Source organism: Caldalkalibacillus thermarum (assembly GCF_014644735.1).
GTDB lineage: Bacteria > Bacillota > Bacilli > Caldalkalibacillales > Caldalkalibacillaceae > Caldalkalibacillus > Caldalkalibacillus thermarum.
This window is the reverse complement of the sequence record NZ_BMKZ01000007.1, coordinates 58,324-73,441: the sequence shown is the minus strand read 5'-3', so window position 1 is coordinate 73,441 and position 15,118 is coordinate 58,324. Positions and strand designations below refer to the sequence as shown.

Annotated in this window: 17 protein-coding genes; 8 read left to right on the top strand and 9 right to left on the bottom strand. The window is 47.7% G+C overall.

The genetic code is table 11. The annotated features are described in order from the left end of the window. Positions 1-16: 16 nt before the first annotated feature. From IEW48_RS04430 to dppA, 5 genes are all read right to left on the bottom strand, one after another. Entirely contained in the window at positions 17-1,651 is a 1,635-nt protein-coding gene (locus tag IEW48_RS04430; protein ID WP_188622756.1) for a peptide ABC transporter substrate-binding protein, read from the bottom strand. Between the two features lie 81 nt (positions 1,652-1,732). Further along, positions 1,733-2,752, bottom strand: coding sequence for an ABC transporter ATP-binding protein (locus tag IEW48_RS04425; protein WP_188622742.1), 1,020 nt, complete (start codon positions 2,750-2,752; stop codon positions 1,733-1,735). Positions 2,753-2,758: 6 nt separating this feature from the next. Then, positions 2,759-3,703, bottom strand: coding sequence for an ABC transporter permease (locus IEW48_RS04420; protein WP_188622741.1), 945 nt, complete (start codon positions 3,701-3,703; stop codon positions 2,759-2,761). A 1-nt stretch (position 3,704) separates the two neighbouring features. After that, the gene (locus tag IEW48_RS04415) at positions 3,705-4,631 is read right to left on the bottom strand and encodes an ABC transporter permease (RefSeq protein ID WP_188622740.1); all 927 of its coding nucleotides are present in this window, start codon (positions 4,629-4,631) and stop codon (positions 3,705-3,707) included. A 15-nt stretch (positions 4,632-4,646) separates the two neighbouring features. Continuing rightward, positions 4,647-5,468, bottom strand: a complete 822-nt coding sequence (gene dppA / locus IEW48_RS04410) for a D-aminopeptidase DppA (protein WP_188622739.1) — start codon at positions 5,466-5,468, stop codon at positions 4,647-4,649. A gap of 205 nt (positions 5,469-5,673) precedes the next feature. Between dppA and IEW48_RS04405 the strand changes: the two genes are divergently transcribed. The 6 genes from IEW48_RS04405 to IEW48_RS04380 all read left to right on the top strand — a co-directional run bounded on the left by IEW48_RS04405 (position 5,674) and on the right by IEW48_RS04380 (position 9,284). Continuing rightward, a complete protein-coding gene (locus IEW48_RS04405; protein ID WP_308747455.1) occupies positions 5,674-6,633 on the top strand; it encodes a LysR substrate-binding domain-containing protein in 960 nt (319 codons plus the stop codon). A 147-nt stretch (positions 6,634-6,780) separates the two neighbouring features. Continuing rightward, positions 6,781-7,548 carry an IclR family transcriptional regulator gene (locus IEW48_RS04400; protein WP_188622737.1) on the top strand — a complete coding sequence of 256 codons (768 nt, stop codon included), beginning with the start codon at positions 6,781-6,783 and terminating at the stop codon, positions 7,546-7,548. 105 nt (positions 7,549-7,653) lie between these two features. Continuing rightward, positions 7,654-8,154: a thiol peroxidase gene (gene tpx / locus IEW48_RS04395; protein ID WP_007504094.1), complete on the top strand. Its 501-nt coding sequence runs from the start codon at positions 7,654-7,656 to the stop codon at positions 8,152-8,154. 292 nt (positions 8,155-8,446) lie between these two features. Beyond that, positions 8,447-8,734 carry a PAS domain S-box protein gene (locus tag IEW48_RS04390; protein WP_188622736.1) on the top strand — a complete coding sequence of 96 codons (288 nt, stop codon included), beginning with the start codon at positions 8,447-8,449 and terminating at the stop codon, positions 8,732-8,734. 17 nt (positions 8,735-8,751) lie between these two features. After that, the gene (locus tag IEW48_RS04385; RefSeq protein WP_229703942.1) at positions 8,752-8,877 is read left to right on the top strand and encodes a diguanylate cyclase domain-containing protein; all 126 of its coding nucleotides are present in this window, start codon (positions 8,752-8,754) and stop codon (positions 8,875-8,877) included. After that, positions 8,874-9,284 carry an EAL domain-containing protein gene (locus tag IEW48_RS04380; protein WP_188622735.1) on the top strand — a complete coding sequence of 137 codons (411 nt, stop codon included), beginning with the start codon at positions 8,874-8,876 and terminating at the stop codon, positions 9,282-9,284. The genes IEW48_RS04385 and IEW48_RS04380 overlap by 4 nt, the downstream gene beginning before the upstream one ends. A gap of 22 nt (positions 9,285-9,306) precedes the next feature. Here the strand turns inward: IEW48_RS04380 and IEW48_RS04375 are convergent, their stop codons facing one another. The 4 genes from IEW48_RS04375 to IEW48_RS04360 form a co-directional block, all read right to left on the bottom strand. Beyond that, positions 9,307-10,602, bottom strand: coding sequence for an MFS transporter (locus IEW48_RS04375; protein ID WP_371874819.1), 1,296 nt, complete (start codon positions 10,600-10,602; stop codon positions 9,307-9,309). Further along, the gene (locus IEW48_RS04370) at positions 10,556-11,347 is read right to left on the bottom strand and encodes a hypothetical protein (RefSeq protein ID WP_188622733.1); all 792 of its coding nucleotides are present in this window, start codon (positions 11,345-11,347) and stop codon (positions 10,556-10,558) included. Before IEW48_RS04370 ends, IEW48_RS04375 begins: the two co-directional genes overlap by 47 nt. Positions 11,348-11,377: 30 nt before the next feature. Beyond that, positions 11,378-11,869 (bottom strand): dUTP diphosphatase, encoded by a 492-nt coding sequence (locus IEW48_RS04365; RefSeq protein ID WP_007504110.1) that lies wholly within the window; start codon positions 11,867-11,869, stop codon positions 11,378-11,380. An 80-nt stretch (positions 11,870-11,949) separates the two neighbouring features. Further along, positions 11,950-13,728, bottom strand: a complete 1,779-nt coding sequence (locus tag IEW48_RS04360) for a PAS domain-containing sensor histidine kinase (RefSeq protein WP_188622732.1) — start codon at positions 13,726-13,728, stop codon at positions 11,950-11,952. Between the two features lie 249 nt (positions 13,729-13,977). On the opposite strand from IEW48_RS04360, the gene IEW48_RS04355 reads away from it, so the two are divergent. Then, positions 13,978-14,328 (top strand): YojF family protein, encoded by a 351-nt coding sequence (locus tag IEW48_RS04355; RefSeq protein WP_188622731.1) that lies wholly within the window; start codon positions 13,978-13,980, stop codon positions 14,326-14,328. After that, positions 14,328-15,059: a bacillithiol biosynthesis deacetylase BshB2 gene (gene bshB2, locus IEW48_RS04350; RefSeq protein ID WP_229703941.1), complete on the top strand. Its 732-nt coding sequence runs from the start codon at positions 14,328-14,330 to the stop codon at positions 15,057-15,059. The genes IEW48_RS04355 and bshB2 overlap by 1 nt, the downstream gene beginning before the upstream one ends. Positions 15,060-15,118: the final 59 nt, after the last annotated feature.

Below are 15,118 nucleotides of genomic sequence, written 5' to 3'. Positions count from 1 at the left end.
AACACCCCTCAGGCTTTTAATTGTTAATATCTGCCCATTTTAACTCGAGCCAGCCAACCGGATGTCTGACGATACCGGTCACTTCCGGTTTTTGCAGATAGGCCCGGTTATAGAAATACAACGTGAAAATCGGGGCTTCTTCAAACAGGATTTCTTCTGCTCTGTGCATCATTTCAAAGCGTTTGGCTTCGTCTGCTTCCATGTTCGCCTCTTGGATCAACCGGTCATATTCTTCGTTGGACCAGCCCGTTCTGTTCATCGGATTGCCAGTTTGGAAACTTTTCAAATAATTAATGGGATCGGCAAAGTCAGCCAAGAAGGAGGAGCGTGAAAATTGCAGTTCAAGGTTCTTTTGCGCTTCCAAAAAGACGCCCCATTCTTGATTGGCCAATTCAATTTCTACGCCTAACACATCCTTAAACATGGCTTGCAGCGCTTCCGCAATTTTCTTATGCTCATCGCTCGTATTGTACGTTAATGTAATGGGTGGAAGTTGCGTATAGCCTTCTTCCTCCATCCCTTTTTCTAACAGGCGTCTGGCTTCTTCAGGATCATATTTTTGCAGATCACCGCCAACTTCACGGAAGTCTCCGCCCGCTGGGTCAGGGAACCCATAGGCAACGAAGCCATAAGCCGGTTTCTCCTGTCTTTTCGTAATGTGGTCGACAATAGCTTGACGGTCGACAGCCATGGAGAAGGCCTTTCTGATGTTTTGGTTATGGAAGGGTTCCATTTCCACATTAAACCGGAAGAAATAGGTCCCGGATTGGTCAGCGATTTGAACCTCGCCACTTTCAAACAGCTGCTCGCTTAAATCTGCGGGCACACCGGATGTGTGCAATTCACCGGTTTGATACAGCTGATATTCCGTATTTGGGTCACTGACCATTTTCCAGACCACACCGTCTAATTTCACGTTGTCAGCATCCCAGTAGTATTCATTTTTCTTCATCACCACTTCACTGTCATGCTTCCACTCTGTAATCACAAAAGGACCGTTAGCCATTAACGTGTCGGCCTTCTTGGCGAAATCAGGATTGGCTTCCACTGTGGCTTTATGCACCGGGAAAAACGAAGGATTAGAGATGATACTTAAAAAGTATGCTTGCGGTGACACAAGGGTGACTTCCAACGTTTTGTCATCTAAGGCTTTGACTTGTACATCATCCCTGGACCCTTCTCCGGCATTAAAATCCTCAGCCCCTTCAATTAAATACGCCAAAAAAGCGGCGGGAGATCCTGTTTCAGGATCAAGCAAACGTTTCCAGGCATACTCAAACTCTTCGGCAGTGACCGGATCACCATTGGACCAGTACGCATTATCCCGAATTTTGAAGGTGTACGTTTTGCCGTCGTCAGAAACCTCCCAAGTCTCTGCGATCGCCGGTTCCGGCGTATGATCTGGGCCGAGACGGGTCAACCCTTCCATGAAGTTGTTCAAAATGTTATTGGAATAAGAGTCAAAAGCGATTTGCGGGTCTAAGGATGTGGGTTCCTGTCCATTGTTCAACAGCAGGATTTTTTCTCCGCTCTGCCCTTGGTCATTGTTCTCTGCTTGATCCCCATTATCTGTCTGGTTGTCCACCGGTTCCGGATTGGGCACACAGCCGGAGACAAGCAAAGCAAAGCCCAGCAGGAAGATCAATAACATAAAAACAGATCTTTTCACCTGGCTACCCCCCTTAGAAAATGTTTCAGGTATCCATACCACGTCAAGCCGCCTGGTTTCTTCCTAACTGATAGCACCACCTCCCTTAATCGTAATCAGCGGTTTGGCCCGTTCGTCTTGCAGCCAGCAAGAGACGCGATGAGACCTGGTCACATCGGTCACCGGCGGCTCATAATGCTTGCACACTTCCAGCGCATAGGGGCAGCGGTCCACAAACGGGCATCCGGGCGGAGGCGCAAACAAATCCGGTGGTGTCCCCGGAATCGGAATCAGCGGCTTGTGACGGCTTTGATCCAAACGGGGAATTGATTGCAACAACCCTTTGGTGTAGGGATGTTGCGGATGTTTAAAAATGTCTTTGACGGAACCAGATTCGACAATTTTGCCGGCATACATGACACTCACCCTGTCCGCGATTTGGGCCACAACCCCCAGGTCATGGGTAATCATGATGATGGAAACACCGGTTTCGGCTTGAATCTGCTTGAACAATTCAATAATCTGGGCTTGAATGGTCACATCCAACGCGGTAGTCGGTTCATCAGCAATCAAAATGGAAGGCTGGGTGATAAGGGCCATGGCAATCATCAAGCGTTGTCTCATACCGCCGCTGAATTGATGGGGGTATTGTTTCAAACGTTCCTCGGGATAGGGGATCCCGACCAACTGCATATATTTGACGGCTTCGGCCCTGGCCTCTTTTCTGGAGACCGGGCGGTGCTTGGTCAAACCTTCAATCAATTGTTCTCCGACTTTGATCGTCGGATTTAATGACGTCATCGAATCCTGGAAAATCATCGCAATCTCCGGACCGCGAATGTTGCGCATCTGGCGGTCGGACAGCTTGGTCAAATCTTTTCCTTTATATATGATGGAACCGCTTGTGATACGCCCCGGCGGTTCGGGAATGAGGCGCATGATACTTTGGGCGGTCACACTTTTGCCGCACCCGGATTCACCCACAATGGCTAGCGTTTCCCCTTGGGCCAAGGAAAAACTGACGCCTCTGACGGCTTGGACTTCTCCCCCGTATGTTTTGAACGTCACGTGCAACTGATTAACTTCAAGAATCTGCTCGCTCACCGCCGCCTACCTCCTTAGTTTCGGATCAAGCGCATCTTGCAACCCGTCACCAAGAACATTGAAGGCAAACATGGTCAAAGAGATAAAGAAGGCCGGGAAAAACAAGCGCCACCAATGACCGGACAAAATGGTGGACAGCCCGTCATCAGCCATCACGCCCCAACTGGCGACCGGTGCTTGAACCCCCAAACCCAAGAAGCTTAAAAACGCCTCGGCAAAGATCGCCGTCGGAACGGTCAAGGTCATCTGCACGATAATCGGTCCCATCGTGTTAGGCAGTAAATGTTTTCTGATCATCCGCGGCACGCTTGCTCCGAGTGTTCTGGCAGCCAGGACATACTCATAGTTTTTCAGTTGCAGGACCTGGCCTCTGACGATCCGGGCCATCCCTGTCCAACCGGTGATGGTCAGGGCAACGATAATGGTGAATAAGCCGGGACCCATGACCACCATCAGTAAGATCACGACCAGCAAGTAAGGCAGGCCATACAAAATCTCTATCACTCTCATCATGTAATGGTCAGTCCGCCCTCCCAGATACCCGGAAATCCCCCCGTAAATGATGCCGATGACAAAGTCAATCAAAGCTGCCAGGATGCCGATAAACAATGAAATTCTGGCTCCGTACCACGTCCGGGTGAACACATCTCTTCCCAAATCATCGGTACCGAACCAATGTTCCCACGACGGGGGCTGGTTCGCCTTGCTCAGATTCTGATCAGAATAATCATAAGGAGAAATGATCGGTCCGAATATGGCCATCACAATTAAGAAAATAATAATAACCAGTCCAGACAGGGCTAACTTGTTCTTTTTCAACCTTAGCCAGGCATCTTGCCAATAGTTTAACGCGGGGCGGACGACCATTTCGGCCGCTTGTTGATCCTTTTCCAGAGGAACGAATAAATGGTCCGGCGGGTTTACGGGCTCTCTCTGCAGTGACTGCTCCATGTTATTCCTCCTTCTTATGCAGTTTGATGCGAGGATCAAGCAGCCCGTAGGCAATATCGACCAGGAACATCATGATCACCAGAATCACGCTGTAAAAGATCGTCGTCCCCATAATGACCGGATAATCCCTGTGATTGATGCCGGTTACAAAATATTTGCCCATACCGGGAATGGCAAAAATTTTTTCGATCACAAACGTTCCAGTCAACACACCGGCCAGTAGAGTTCCGAGCACAGTGACGACGGGCAGCAGTGCATTGCGCAAGGCATGCTTGATGATGATCGTGGCCGGAGCAAGGCCTTTTGCTTTTGCTGTACGAATATAATCTTGAGTGAGCACGTCCAGCATGTTTGAGCGTGTCAAACGGGCAATGATGGCCAGGGGCCCGGTGGAAAGGGCCAAGGCCGGTAATATGACATGTTTCCACGTTCCCCATGTCGCCACCGGGAGCAATCCCCACTCAACTGCAACGTACTGGATTAAAAGGGTGGCCAGAATAAAATTAGGGATTGAAATGCCGATAACGGAAATGATCATGGCCATATGATCAATCATGCCGTTATGTCTCAAGGCAGCCATCACACCCAGTGCGATCCCCGAAATAATGGCAAAACCTAAAGCAACAGCGCCTAGGAAAAAGGAAACTGGAAAGGCTCTGGTGATGATCTCATTGACGGTTTCCGTATGTGTGATGGCAGGACCCAAATCCAGCTGGATGAGGGACTTAAGGTAAGTCACGTATTGCACATATTTGGGCTGATCCAGATTGTAATGGGCCATTAAGTTCCGGGTGACCGCCTCATTCGTTGTCCGTTCACTGTCAAATGGGGACCCGGGAATGGCATGCATGAGGATGAAGGTGAGCGTAATGATGACCCACACCGTCACGATCATGGTTAAAAAGCGGCGGAGAATAAACTTGCCCAAAGCCTGATCCCCTCCCTAGCAAAAGGTTGCGTGGGTCGCTAACTTCGTCATCACCAGCATGGCCTGGTAGGCTTCCAAAATATGTTTGGCCTGAAATTTAACGGTCGTTCCTGTTTCAATCTCCGCGCCGGGCATAAGACTGGCGTATTCCGCTTGGCCGTAATTGGCAAATTCAATGCGTAAAACCGGTTGTTGCGGAGGCACAAGTGGCTGCACTTGACCAAGGTTGCTTAGTGCCTGTGCTGTTTTTTCACGCAACAGTTGTCCGCTTTTTTCAGGGGTTAAACATAGTGCAGAGGTGCGGGAGATGGCCTTTTTGACGACAGCTGTTGTCACGCCCGGAATCAGAGCTTCCGCTTCTTGTGCCGTCTGGTCATCCCCGGCAACCATAATCACGGGCACGCCATAATATCCGGCCACATAGGCGTTGAAACCCAACTCACCGACCTCCGTGTCATTGATATACATACGTCTGGCGCCGAAGGTCATGGAGTGGCTCAGCACGCCTTGATGAGATGCTTTGGCGTGATAGCCGACAAAGATAGCCGCCGAAAACGAGTCATCTAAGCCTTGGACCATTGAATAAGGCTTGGCACCACCGGAGATAAGCTGGGCCTCAGGATGCAACTTTTCAATCAGTAAATTATTCATCCTGGAATGGCTGTCATTGACAATTACTTCCCGGCAACCATGGTGCAAAGCTGTTTCAATGACGTGATTCACCTCTTGGGTCATGATTTCCTGACCGCGCGCATAATTGTGCTTGCTTGGGTCAACAAAACTCTCATCAACAAGCCCCGTAATTCCTTCCATATCTGCAGAGATAAACAGTTTCATGCTGCGACCTCCTATAAAAATAGCCATGATGAGAGAGGATAACATGCTGGGCATACCCTCTCTCACATGGAAAGATGAAGGTAAGTTAAATCCACATTAAAACTTCAGATTATTTTTACTAGTCAACAGAGGTTGAGGGGATTGATTTTGGTATCATCATAATCTATACTTTGGACAAAAGTCTAATAGATTTTTTCTATAGTTAATCATACGAATTTTTAATACAAACTGGAGGGGAAGTCAGCTGGATATCAAGCATATCGAGGCGTTTGTGCATGTCGCCAAAACGGGAAGTTTCAGCAAGGCAGCCGAACGGTTGTACTTAACGCAGCCTTCTATCAGCGCGCGGATTAAAGCGTTGGAAAACGAACTCGGCTGCTCTCTGTTTGACCGTTCTGCCAAAGCAATCGGCCTTAATCATGCGGGAAGAGCGTTTCTGCCTTTTGCCGAAGAAATCATCCGCCATTATCAAGAAGGAAAGTTATCCGTTCAAAACACAAACAATGTGCTGGCCGGGGAATTGGAATTTGCCACGGTCAACATCGCCTCTAACTATTTATTGCCCCAAATCACGAAAAAATTTTACGATCAATACCCCTATATCAAGTTATGCATTCATACCAGAAGTTCCATGGAAGTGCTGGATATGGTGCTGGCACACGATGTCCCTTTCGGTATCGCCCGCAGCGTCACCCATCCGAAAGTGGAAAATATTCCGCTTATTTATGATGAAATCGTCTTAGCCGTCTATCCCGGTCACCCTTTTAGTTCATTCAAACAGATCAGTCTCAAAAAAATTGTGAACGAACCGCTCATCTGCTTTAACCGGGGAACCGCAGACTGGGCATTAATCTATGGCGCTTTTAAAAAGGCCGGGGTTGAACCCAACATTGTGTTGGAAATCGACAATATTGAAGCCATGAAACAAATGGTCAAGCAAAAAATCGGTATCGCGCTCCTGTCCCGGTTTACTGTAGAAGAAGAAATCCGCACTGAAAACATTTGCGTGGTGCCGATCCAAGATGCGCTGAACATTAAGCGTAACCTGGACCTCATCTTTTTAAAAGAGCAACATTTTCATGGCATCAGTCAGTTGTTTTTAACGTTTCTGTTCAATCAGTTTCAAAAAGCTGAGCCCAAATTCCTTAAAGGGTATGCTACTTAAAGGGTATGCTACAGGGGGCTGAGCTTATGATGATTGGCTAAGCTTCAGCCCGGTTTGATTTTGAAAATGACTGTCCCTATACTTAAGGTATAGCCAGCATAAATTGTGAATATTGCAATTATGATGATCCCGCAAAGGAGAAAAAAGATGAATCAAAGCGTCATCCGGGCACTGAAATTATTGGATTTATTCACGGGCGAGCAAGCTGAACTCAGTTTAAGCCAAATTGCCAAAAAAGTGAATCTGTCCAAACCAACCGTGTACCGGCTGCTCACTTCCCTGGAGATGTGCGGTTTTCTGGTTAAGAAAAAGTACACGGATCAGGATATTCGGTACAGGCTGGGCCTTAAATTATTGGAGCTGGGTACCATCGTCTCAGAACAGCTGGAGTTGCGTAAAATCGCTTTACCCCACATGGAGCGGCTCTGTCAAGAGATTGAAGAGATTGTCCACCTGGTCATTGCCGACGGGGATCAAGCGGTGTACATCGAAAAGGTGGAAACCAACCAAGACTTAAGGCTGTATACCCGCGTCGGGAAGCGCTCTCCTTTTTACGTGGGGTCAGGTCCCAAACTGCTTTTGGCTTACATGCCGGAAGAGGAACGGAACAAGATATTGAAGCATATCAAGTTTCAGCCCTTTACCGCTAATACCATCACCAGCTTGGAAGAACTGGAGCAAGAAATTAATACCATCCGCCGCAATGGATTTGCCGTCAGCCGGGGTGAACAAGATCTCGGAACAGTCGGCCTTTCTTTTCCAGTCAGAGACCATACCGGAAAGGTAGTGGCTGCCCTCGGGGTAAGCGGGTTGAATATGCGCTTTACCGGAGAAAGGGAAGCTTTGATTAAAGAAAAAACGCAACAGGCCGCTGTGCAGATATCAACTGAATTGGGCTATAAACCCCATGTCTAAGCCAGACCTGTTGTAAAAATGAACATTTCTAAGCATAAAAGTAGCCATATGACCATAAATGTGATAGTTTAGACAGTACCATGATATGTTGAAGGAGGGTTCATCATGACACAAGTGACCTTTAAAGGCCAACCGGTCACATTGTTGGGCAACCAAGTCAAAGCGGGGGATCAGGCACCTGATTTTACCGTACTGGATAACAATCTTAATGAGGTTACGCTGGCAGACTCTCAGGGAACTGTACGGCTGATCAGTGTGGTCCCGTCTATTGACACGGGAGTTTGTGACCAGCAGACCAGACGTTTCAATGAAGAAGCAGCCCAATTGGAAGGCGTCTCTATTTTAACGATTAGCGTCGATTTACCCTTTGCCCAAAAACGTTGGTGCGCTGCAAGCGGCGTGGACAAAGTGCAAGTGTTATCTGACCACCGGGACCTTTCATTTGGCATGGCTTACGGTGTGGTCATTAAGGAATTGCGTTTGTTGACCCGGTCCATTTTTGTCATTGACCACGACAACCGTATCAGATATGTGGAATATGTCCCTGAAGTCACCAATCACCCTGATTATGAGCAAGCCCTTCAAGCTGTCCGGCAGGTGTTGTAGATCACGGTGTCCCAAATTGTGGGTATAAACAGCCACTAACGGCAACTTTGCGGTCGCAGCCAGACTGAAGACAAACCCCTTTTGAACTTAAAGGTTCAGAAGGGGTTTTGTTATTTTCATCTGGTTCATCCGTCTTAGCGCAATTTTAATAGACGCCGAGAACGGCTCATATTATGATATGTAATATATGACATGTCCCTATGGTGTGTTATGATGAACATTGTATGTCAAATCAACGACTGAGACTCTTACCTGTGAGGTGCAGTATCTTTATATTAAAGGAGAGGGCAGCATGAGCTTCGATCATGATGCTGATAAACGGACTGGACAAAAACGGACCACTGTGCACTTGGATGAAGTGAAGAAGCAGGAAATGAACCGGCTTTTAGAGGAACTTCTAGGCCATTCACTGGAAGATTTGTCCGCTTTGCTTCATGCCCTGAATGAAACGACCATTGTGGCTATAACCGATCCCAAGGGACGTATCACTTATGTCAATGATGAGTTTTGCCGCATTTCCGGCTATAGCCGCGACGAATTGCTGGGCCAGACTCACCGCTTGATCGTAAAAATGGTTTAGCGGTCTGTCTGGTTGATTTGGATCGCTTTCAACAGGTGAATGACTGGCTCGGCCAGCGGGCCGGTGATGAGTTGTTGGCCATGCTGGGAGAACGATTCCGGCATGCGATCCAAGTCATGGATCTTTACAGCAGTATGGCTTGACTGGACATGATTTGGAGCTGGAACTGACTGAGCATACCATGGTGGATAAACTGGAACAAGTGGCCGAGGTGATGGACCAACTGAAGCAACTGGGCGTGGTCTTAGCCCTGGATGATTTTGGAACAGGTTATAGTTCATTGCACTATTTGCGCCGGCTCAAACTGGATAAACTGAAGATCGACCGCAGCTTTATCGAAGGGTTGCCCGCTGACGAAGAACAAGAAGCCCTGGTTAAGGCCATGCTTTCTGTGGCACACAAGCTGGGAATGACGGTGGTGGCAGAGGGAATTGAAACCAAAGAGCAGCTCAATGTTTTACGAGATTGGGGCTGCCAGCTGGGACAAGGGTATTACTTGAGCCGACCACTGAGTGTAGAGTCGTTGGTTGACCTGATGAGGAACTCATGAACACTTTGACAAGATACCGGATTTAAGATGGTGGAGCAGAAGAGCGAATGGGATCATGGTGCTGACCGTGTCTTTTGGTCAGCAAAATATTGCTCAATAAGGCTAACACAAGCATACTGACGGTTATCACCACGAGACCTCGCCATCCAAAGTCATTCCACAGAAAGCCTGGCAGCCAGGCCCCCAAACTTCCTCCCACATAGAAAAAAAACAGATATAGAGATGTGGCGGCCCCCCGTGACTCAAGGGCAACATCTGTCACATAAGCGGTGGCTGCCGACTGGGAGGCAAAGTTGCCAAGTGTCAACAATGACGAACCAATGAGCAGCGACGGAACAGAGGGCCAGAGCGTTAGCAGGATACCCATTGCGCCGATGACATGCCCTGCGGCCATGGTGGTCCGCCTGCCGATTTTGTCAGATAGAAATCCCGCAATGGGAGCTGATAAAATGCCAAAAGCGTAAGTAAGATACAATAATGAAATTTGAGTGACGGTTAACTGAAAAGGGGCTGTGCTTGCATAGAAAGGGATATATGTAAAAAAACCAATAAACGCGAAAAACTGAGAAAACCCGATCAAGAAAGTCCCTAGTAACGCTGGATTTCTAAAGTGAACTAAAAAGCTTTGTTCACTGCGTTGCGGTTGATGTTGGGAATTTGACAATAACTTCCATATCAACAACGAAATAAGGGTTGAATACAAGGCAAGGGCACCAAAAACAGCTTGCCATGAATAGGCTTCAGCAATAGGACCTGATATGACCCGGCCCAGCAATCCCCCTGCCACATTGGCACTGACATAGACTCCCATGACCCTGCCCCGTTGTTCCGGAGGAAATTCTTCTGCAATGTAGGCCATCATCACCGCTGTGACACCTGGTATGAACAGGCCATACAGGATGCGCCAGAACAAGACCATTGAAAACGGTTGGGTGATGCACAACATGACACTTGGCCAGATGAGGGCGATACTGGCAAACAGCATCACTTTTTTTCTTCTCCATTTGTCAAAAGCAGGCGCCAGGAGCAGAGAAGCAATGGCCAGGGCAATAATCGTCACGGCTATAGTCAAACTTGCCGTTGGAATGGAGACCCCAAAGTCTTCGGCAAACAAAGGCAGCAGGGGTTGCGGTGCATAAAGGATCATGAATACATTCATGGCAGCCAGAAAGATGATCAACATTGGGCACATGTATTTCCCCCTTTCAAGACCAGCGTAAAGGACAGGATCAGCATTTTGGTACGCAGAGACATGTTTTTTTCCATCAGTATCACCGGTTGCGTACCATCGCTTCCCATTCGGCGTACAACGCTTGATAATAGCGGGAATTACGGGGGTCCTTAGCCCTGTCTTTCAGACGGTGTTCATGCTTCAGAGCATTTTTTTTCATGCGTTTCAAAATGCGCTTAACCCTTTTAAGATGTTTCTTCCACGGCCTGGCAGGCTTATGCTCTTTCAAGTGACGGACAAATTCATCACAAACTGGAATGGCTTGATACTGGACATCATATTGTTTGAACAGGGCGTATTCAAAGTCGTCGATAATCCGCTGCACTTCCCGGTTGATCTCAGGGTCAATATACTGTTGTTCCCGTTTTTTCTTCCCCAGTTCAATCGCATCCAGATCAAGTTGATAAATCCGGTCCTGACAGTCTAGCACCTGGCGGACCGCCTCATGTGCTTGATCGATCATCTCCCTTAAACGCCGGTCGGCTGGACGAAACGCCTCAAGCGCCTCAAAGTGTTCCACAACACTTTCAAACTTGCGCAGATCCTGTTCAACCACATCCCCCCAATCCCCTTGAAAACGTTTAAACAGCAGATTGTAGAGATTAAAGGCTTGGTTGATCCGCACGGCCTTTTCACGGGAGATGGCCTCGCCCGCCTCATCAATCACCAAAAATCCGCAAACATGGGCGGCTCCTTGTTTCCTGGGAAAAAAGTAAGCGGTACGGAAGGTTTGTCCGTTTTCCTTGTAAGGATAGCTGAAAAAGCGGTATTCCTCGTTCTTCTGTACATACTGGTCCGCAGTGGGATGATGGTCATCTTTAGCCACGCTCATGGTTGACACCTCTTTTAGTCCCCTTGGTTTTTAGTACCCTTGCTCTTGACGCAGATGATTCACTTCATTTTTTTTCTTATAAGCCTGTTCGATTTCTTCCCAGGAAAAACCCAAGCGATTCCCCAAATCCAGAACAGACTGGAACAACGCTTGATAAGCTTGGCTGTCCTCCGTCTCCGCAAAACGGGTGATACAATCAAACACCTGGCGGAATGCTTCTACTTCTGGCACTTCGGTCTGTCGTTTTTGAACGCGGACAACCTGATCATACCCTTTCTCCAAACCAATGGACAACACAAAGTGGAGCGCATCCACATATTCTTCTAAAATCACCTCTCGCGGGGAAGGGGGTTTCACGCTCCAAAATTTAAAGCAGCGGCTTTCATTAGCCAGTTCGCCCAGCTCCACCTGTAAGGCCAGAATCTTTTTAGGGATCAGATTTTGCTGATAGAGGCCATGTTTGGCTATGATCTTTTCATCCAATGCCCTTTGAATCTCAAACAATGGTTTCAAATTGACCACAGTCAGTGCCCCCTTGTTTTTTGATTTTCATTTTATGACACCTTGAAAAACAGCACATCGCTTAACGCAGCCGGCCAGCATCAACTTCTATGACGATCAGCCAAAACGGGCAAAATGATATCTACTGTCGTACCTTCATTTACTTTGCTCTTAATCTCCAACCGTCCTTGATGCACCTCAATAATTTTGTGACTCACCGTTAAACCCAATCCCGTCCCGTTTTCTTTCGTCGAGTAAAAGGGTTCACCCAGCCTGGCCATACACTCTTCCGGAATGCCGCACCCTTGATCCTTGATGCGCACCAGGATTTGATCCGGACCGTCACGCTTAACATCCACAACCACCTGGCCGCCGTCCGGCATTGCTTCAATGGCGTTTTTCAGGATGTTAATAAACACTTGCTTCAATTGGTTTTCATCACAGTAGACAGGAGGGATATCCCCTGCTATGCGGGTCACAATTTCCACATTGTTCATAATGGCTTGGGTGTTCAGCAGGGTGGTCACATGCTCGAGCAGGACCTGCACATCCTTGTGCTGAAAGTTTAAAGCCTGGGGTTTTTTAGCCAGTAACAAAAATTCGCTGACAATTAAATTAATGCGTTCCAGTTCCGACAACATAATGGAGAAGTATTCCTTTTTGCCGCCACGCCCCGATTGTAACAGCTGTACAAACCCCTTAAGTGACGTTAACGGATTCTTGATTTCATGGGCCACGCATGCAGCAAGTTCCCCAACCACAGCCAGTTTTTCCGATTTTAAAAGCAACTCCTCCGATTGCTTGCGATTGGTAATATCTTTGGCCACGATAAGGGTAGCTGGCTTTCCGCTATATGTGATGCGCGTCGAAGTAATCTCAGCAAAGATCACTTTCCCGTCTAAACGGGTCACCTTGCGTTCAATTTGGATACTGGAATACCCTTCTAGAAGCACCTTTTTTCGGACCTCTTTTACATCGTCCAAACAATCTGGGTGTACAAAGTTATAGACAGATTGACCGACAATCTGTGCGGCGCTGCATCCACCCAGCAGTTTCACACCCGCATCATTGATAAAAGCTACTTTATCATCGACAATCACACCGATGCCGACTGGGCAGACATCCAATAGTAATTGCAACCGCTCCTTCGTCTCTCTCAACTCTGCTTCTGCCTGTTTTCTTGCTGTGATATCCCGGCCAATCACCAGAAGTCCCTTGCGCCGGCCATCTGGATGAAATAAAGGCACTTTGGTCACATCAAAGGTTTTTGTTTGTCCATCAGGCTGCGGGAAAGTCTCTTCACAGTGTACGATGCTTTTAGATTGCCACGCTTTTTCATCTGACACCTCGCAGTTTAACAAAGCCTCCCGTTGAAACGGGCTGCACTCGGCCAGTTCAGAATCTTTTTTCCCCTTATAAGCAACATTTTTGAGTTGGAAAAGCTCCAAGCCAAATTGATTCACTTCAAGCCAGCGTCCTTTTCCATCCTTAAAACAGACAAAGTCGGGCATGGCGTTAATGAGGGTACGTAACTGCTGTTCATTCTGTTCCAGCTTTTTCCTAAATGGATCATTAAAGTGCCTCAGGTAGGTCAGTGTCATGATGACAGACCAGATGATTGCCGTCACTAACATTAAGGAACCAAGACGATCTTGAGCCGATTCCCGATTGAATATGACCAGCTCCGTACCATATTTTAAAGCAGTGAGCGATATCCCGGTTAAGATTGCCACCTTCCAATTGGGATAAGTGTAGACAATCGCAACAGACGGAATAATCAACAACGTCCACAAAAAAGGGTGCTGCCACACCAGATTAAAAACAATGGCCGCTACCAGGGTAATGCTCACAAACAGATGTGTGTAGCCTTGATTAACCATGCTCAAACTCCTATTCCCTGTGCTTGAAATCATAGATATCCCGCCTCTATATAAGATAACATATTCCCCCGATTTGTTCCTGTAAGCTGAGCAGATTAACTTTTCAACCCTGTGTGATAGAGGGCTGAAAGCCGTTGTCATGGTTGCATAATTGTTGTTTTTCGTAGATTATGATTTATTGATTGTATAAAGTATAAAATGGTATTAAATCAACCAAAAACGATAAAACACTCATGAGGGGATTGCGGGATGAAACCTATTAATGCGGATGCTGTTCAATCCTGTTTGGAACGTCTAAAAGGGAAAGAGCTGTTTCTCCATTTGGAAACAACCAGCGGGGCCTATGCAGCCCATCACGCTGGAAAACCATTTGTTGCGGGTGCTTTCATACGTAACGGGCTTATCCGTTATCAGCATGGTAAAATCAAGGGAAGCGGCCCTTACCGGGTGGGGTTAAAGATGGATCTGGGCTGGGTCTATGCAGAGGGATTGACCCACTTTGTAATTGACCAGCGCGGGCGTCTGCTTCTTGCCGGGTATGATGACAGCGGCAATCTTACGGTTGCCCTGCAATTGAGTGAAGAACCGTTCGATCACTAATGTTTTTATTAACGGTTTACGATCAAGACTACAGAGAGGAGTGGCCTTATTTGACCGGAAGAGAGCTGCAAGAAGAACGCCATGTGGTTGTCCTTTTTCCCCATCCAGACGACGAATCTTTTGTAGCTGCCGGAACCATTGCCCTGCTGAACCAATACGGCATCCCTGTTACCTATATTTGTGCCACTCTTGGAGAAATGGGGCGCAGAATGGGGCATCCGGTTCTGGCCAACCGGGAAACATTACCTGAATTGCGTAAGCAGGAATTAGAGCGGGCCTGCGCCATCCTGGGCATTTCAGACTTAAGATTATTGGGGTTGCGGGACAAAACCCTCGAATTTGAAGATGAGGAATGGTTAATCAGCCAAATCGGAGACCTTCTAAGCGAGATCCACCCCTCTTTAGTCATCACTTTCTACCCGGGACATGCCATTCACCCTGACCATGATGCACTGGCTTATGCCGCGGTTGAAGCGGTGGCCCGCATGCCTGAGGAAATCCGTCCAACTGTATACTGCAGGGCTATTTCGCCCCAGCGATTTGAAGCACTCGGGAAACCTGATGTGGTGATTGATATTAGCACTGTTGCAGATAAGAAGATCGCAGCCATGAAGGCCCACCAATCCCAAACAAAAGAGATGATGAAAGAGTTGGAACAAAAGATCGCAGCGGAAGAGCCTGAGGCCATGCGCTGGGTCCAGCGCGAGGAATTTTGGACGTACACATTTTAGTTACGTTGTGGGTGTGCTCATGACTAGAGCACACTTTTTGTTTGGGGCATATTAAGATT

Bases quoted from the DNA above. Each gene is read 5' to 3' on its own strand.
- IEW48_RS04430 (WP_188622756.1), bottom strand. From the start codon at position 1,651: ATGTTATTGATCTTCCTGCTGGGCTTTGCTTTGCTTGTCTCCGGCTGT.
- IEW48_RS04420 (WP_188622741.1), bottom strand. From the start codon at position 3,703: ATGGAGCAGTCACTGCAGAGAGAGCCCGTAAACCCGCCGGACCATTTA.
- dppA (WP_188622739.1), bottom strand. From the start codon at position 5,468: ATGAAACTGTTTATCTCTGCAGATATGGAAGGAATTACGGGGCTTGTT.
- IEW48_RS04400 (WP_188622737.1), top strand. From the start codon at position 6,781: ATGAATCAAAGCGTCATCCGGGCACTGAAATTATTGGATTTATTCACG.
- tpx (WP_007504094.1), top strand. From the start codon at position 7,654: ATGACACAAGTGACCTTTAAAGGCCAACCGGTCACATTGTTGGGCAAC.
- IEW48_RS04390 (WP_188622736.1), top strand. From the start codon at position 8,447: ATGAGCTTCGATCATGATGCTGATAAACGGACTGGACAAAAACGGACC.
- IEW48_RS04370 (WP_188622733.1), bottom strand. From the start codon at position 11,347: ATGAGCGTGGCTAAAGATGACCATCATCCCACTGCGGACCAGTATGTA.
- IEW48_RS04360 (WP_188622732.1), bottom strand. From the start codon at position 13,728: ATGGTTAATCAAGGCTACACACATCTGTTTGTGAGCATTACCCTGGTA.
- IEW48_RS04355 (WP_188622731.1), top strand. From the start codon at position 13,978: ATGAAACCTATTAATGCGGATGCTGTTCAATCCTGTTTGGAACGTCTA.
- bshB2 (WP_229703941.1), top strand. From the start codon at position 14,328: ATGTTTTTATTAACGGTTTACGATCAAGACTACAGAGAGGAGTGGCCT.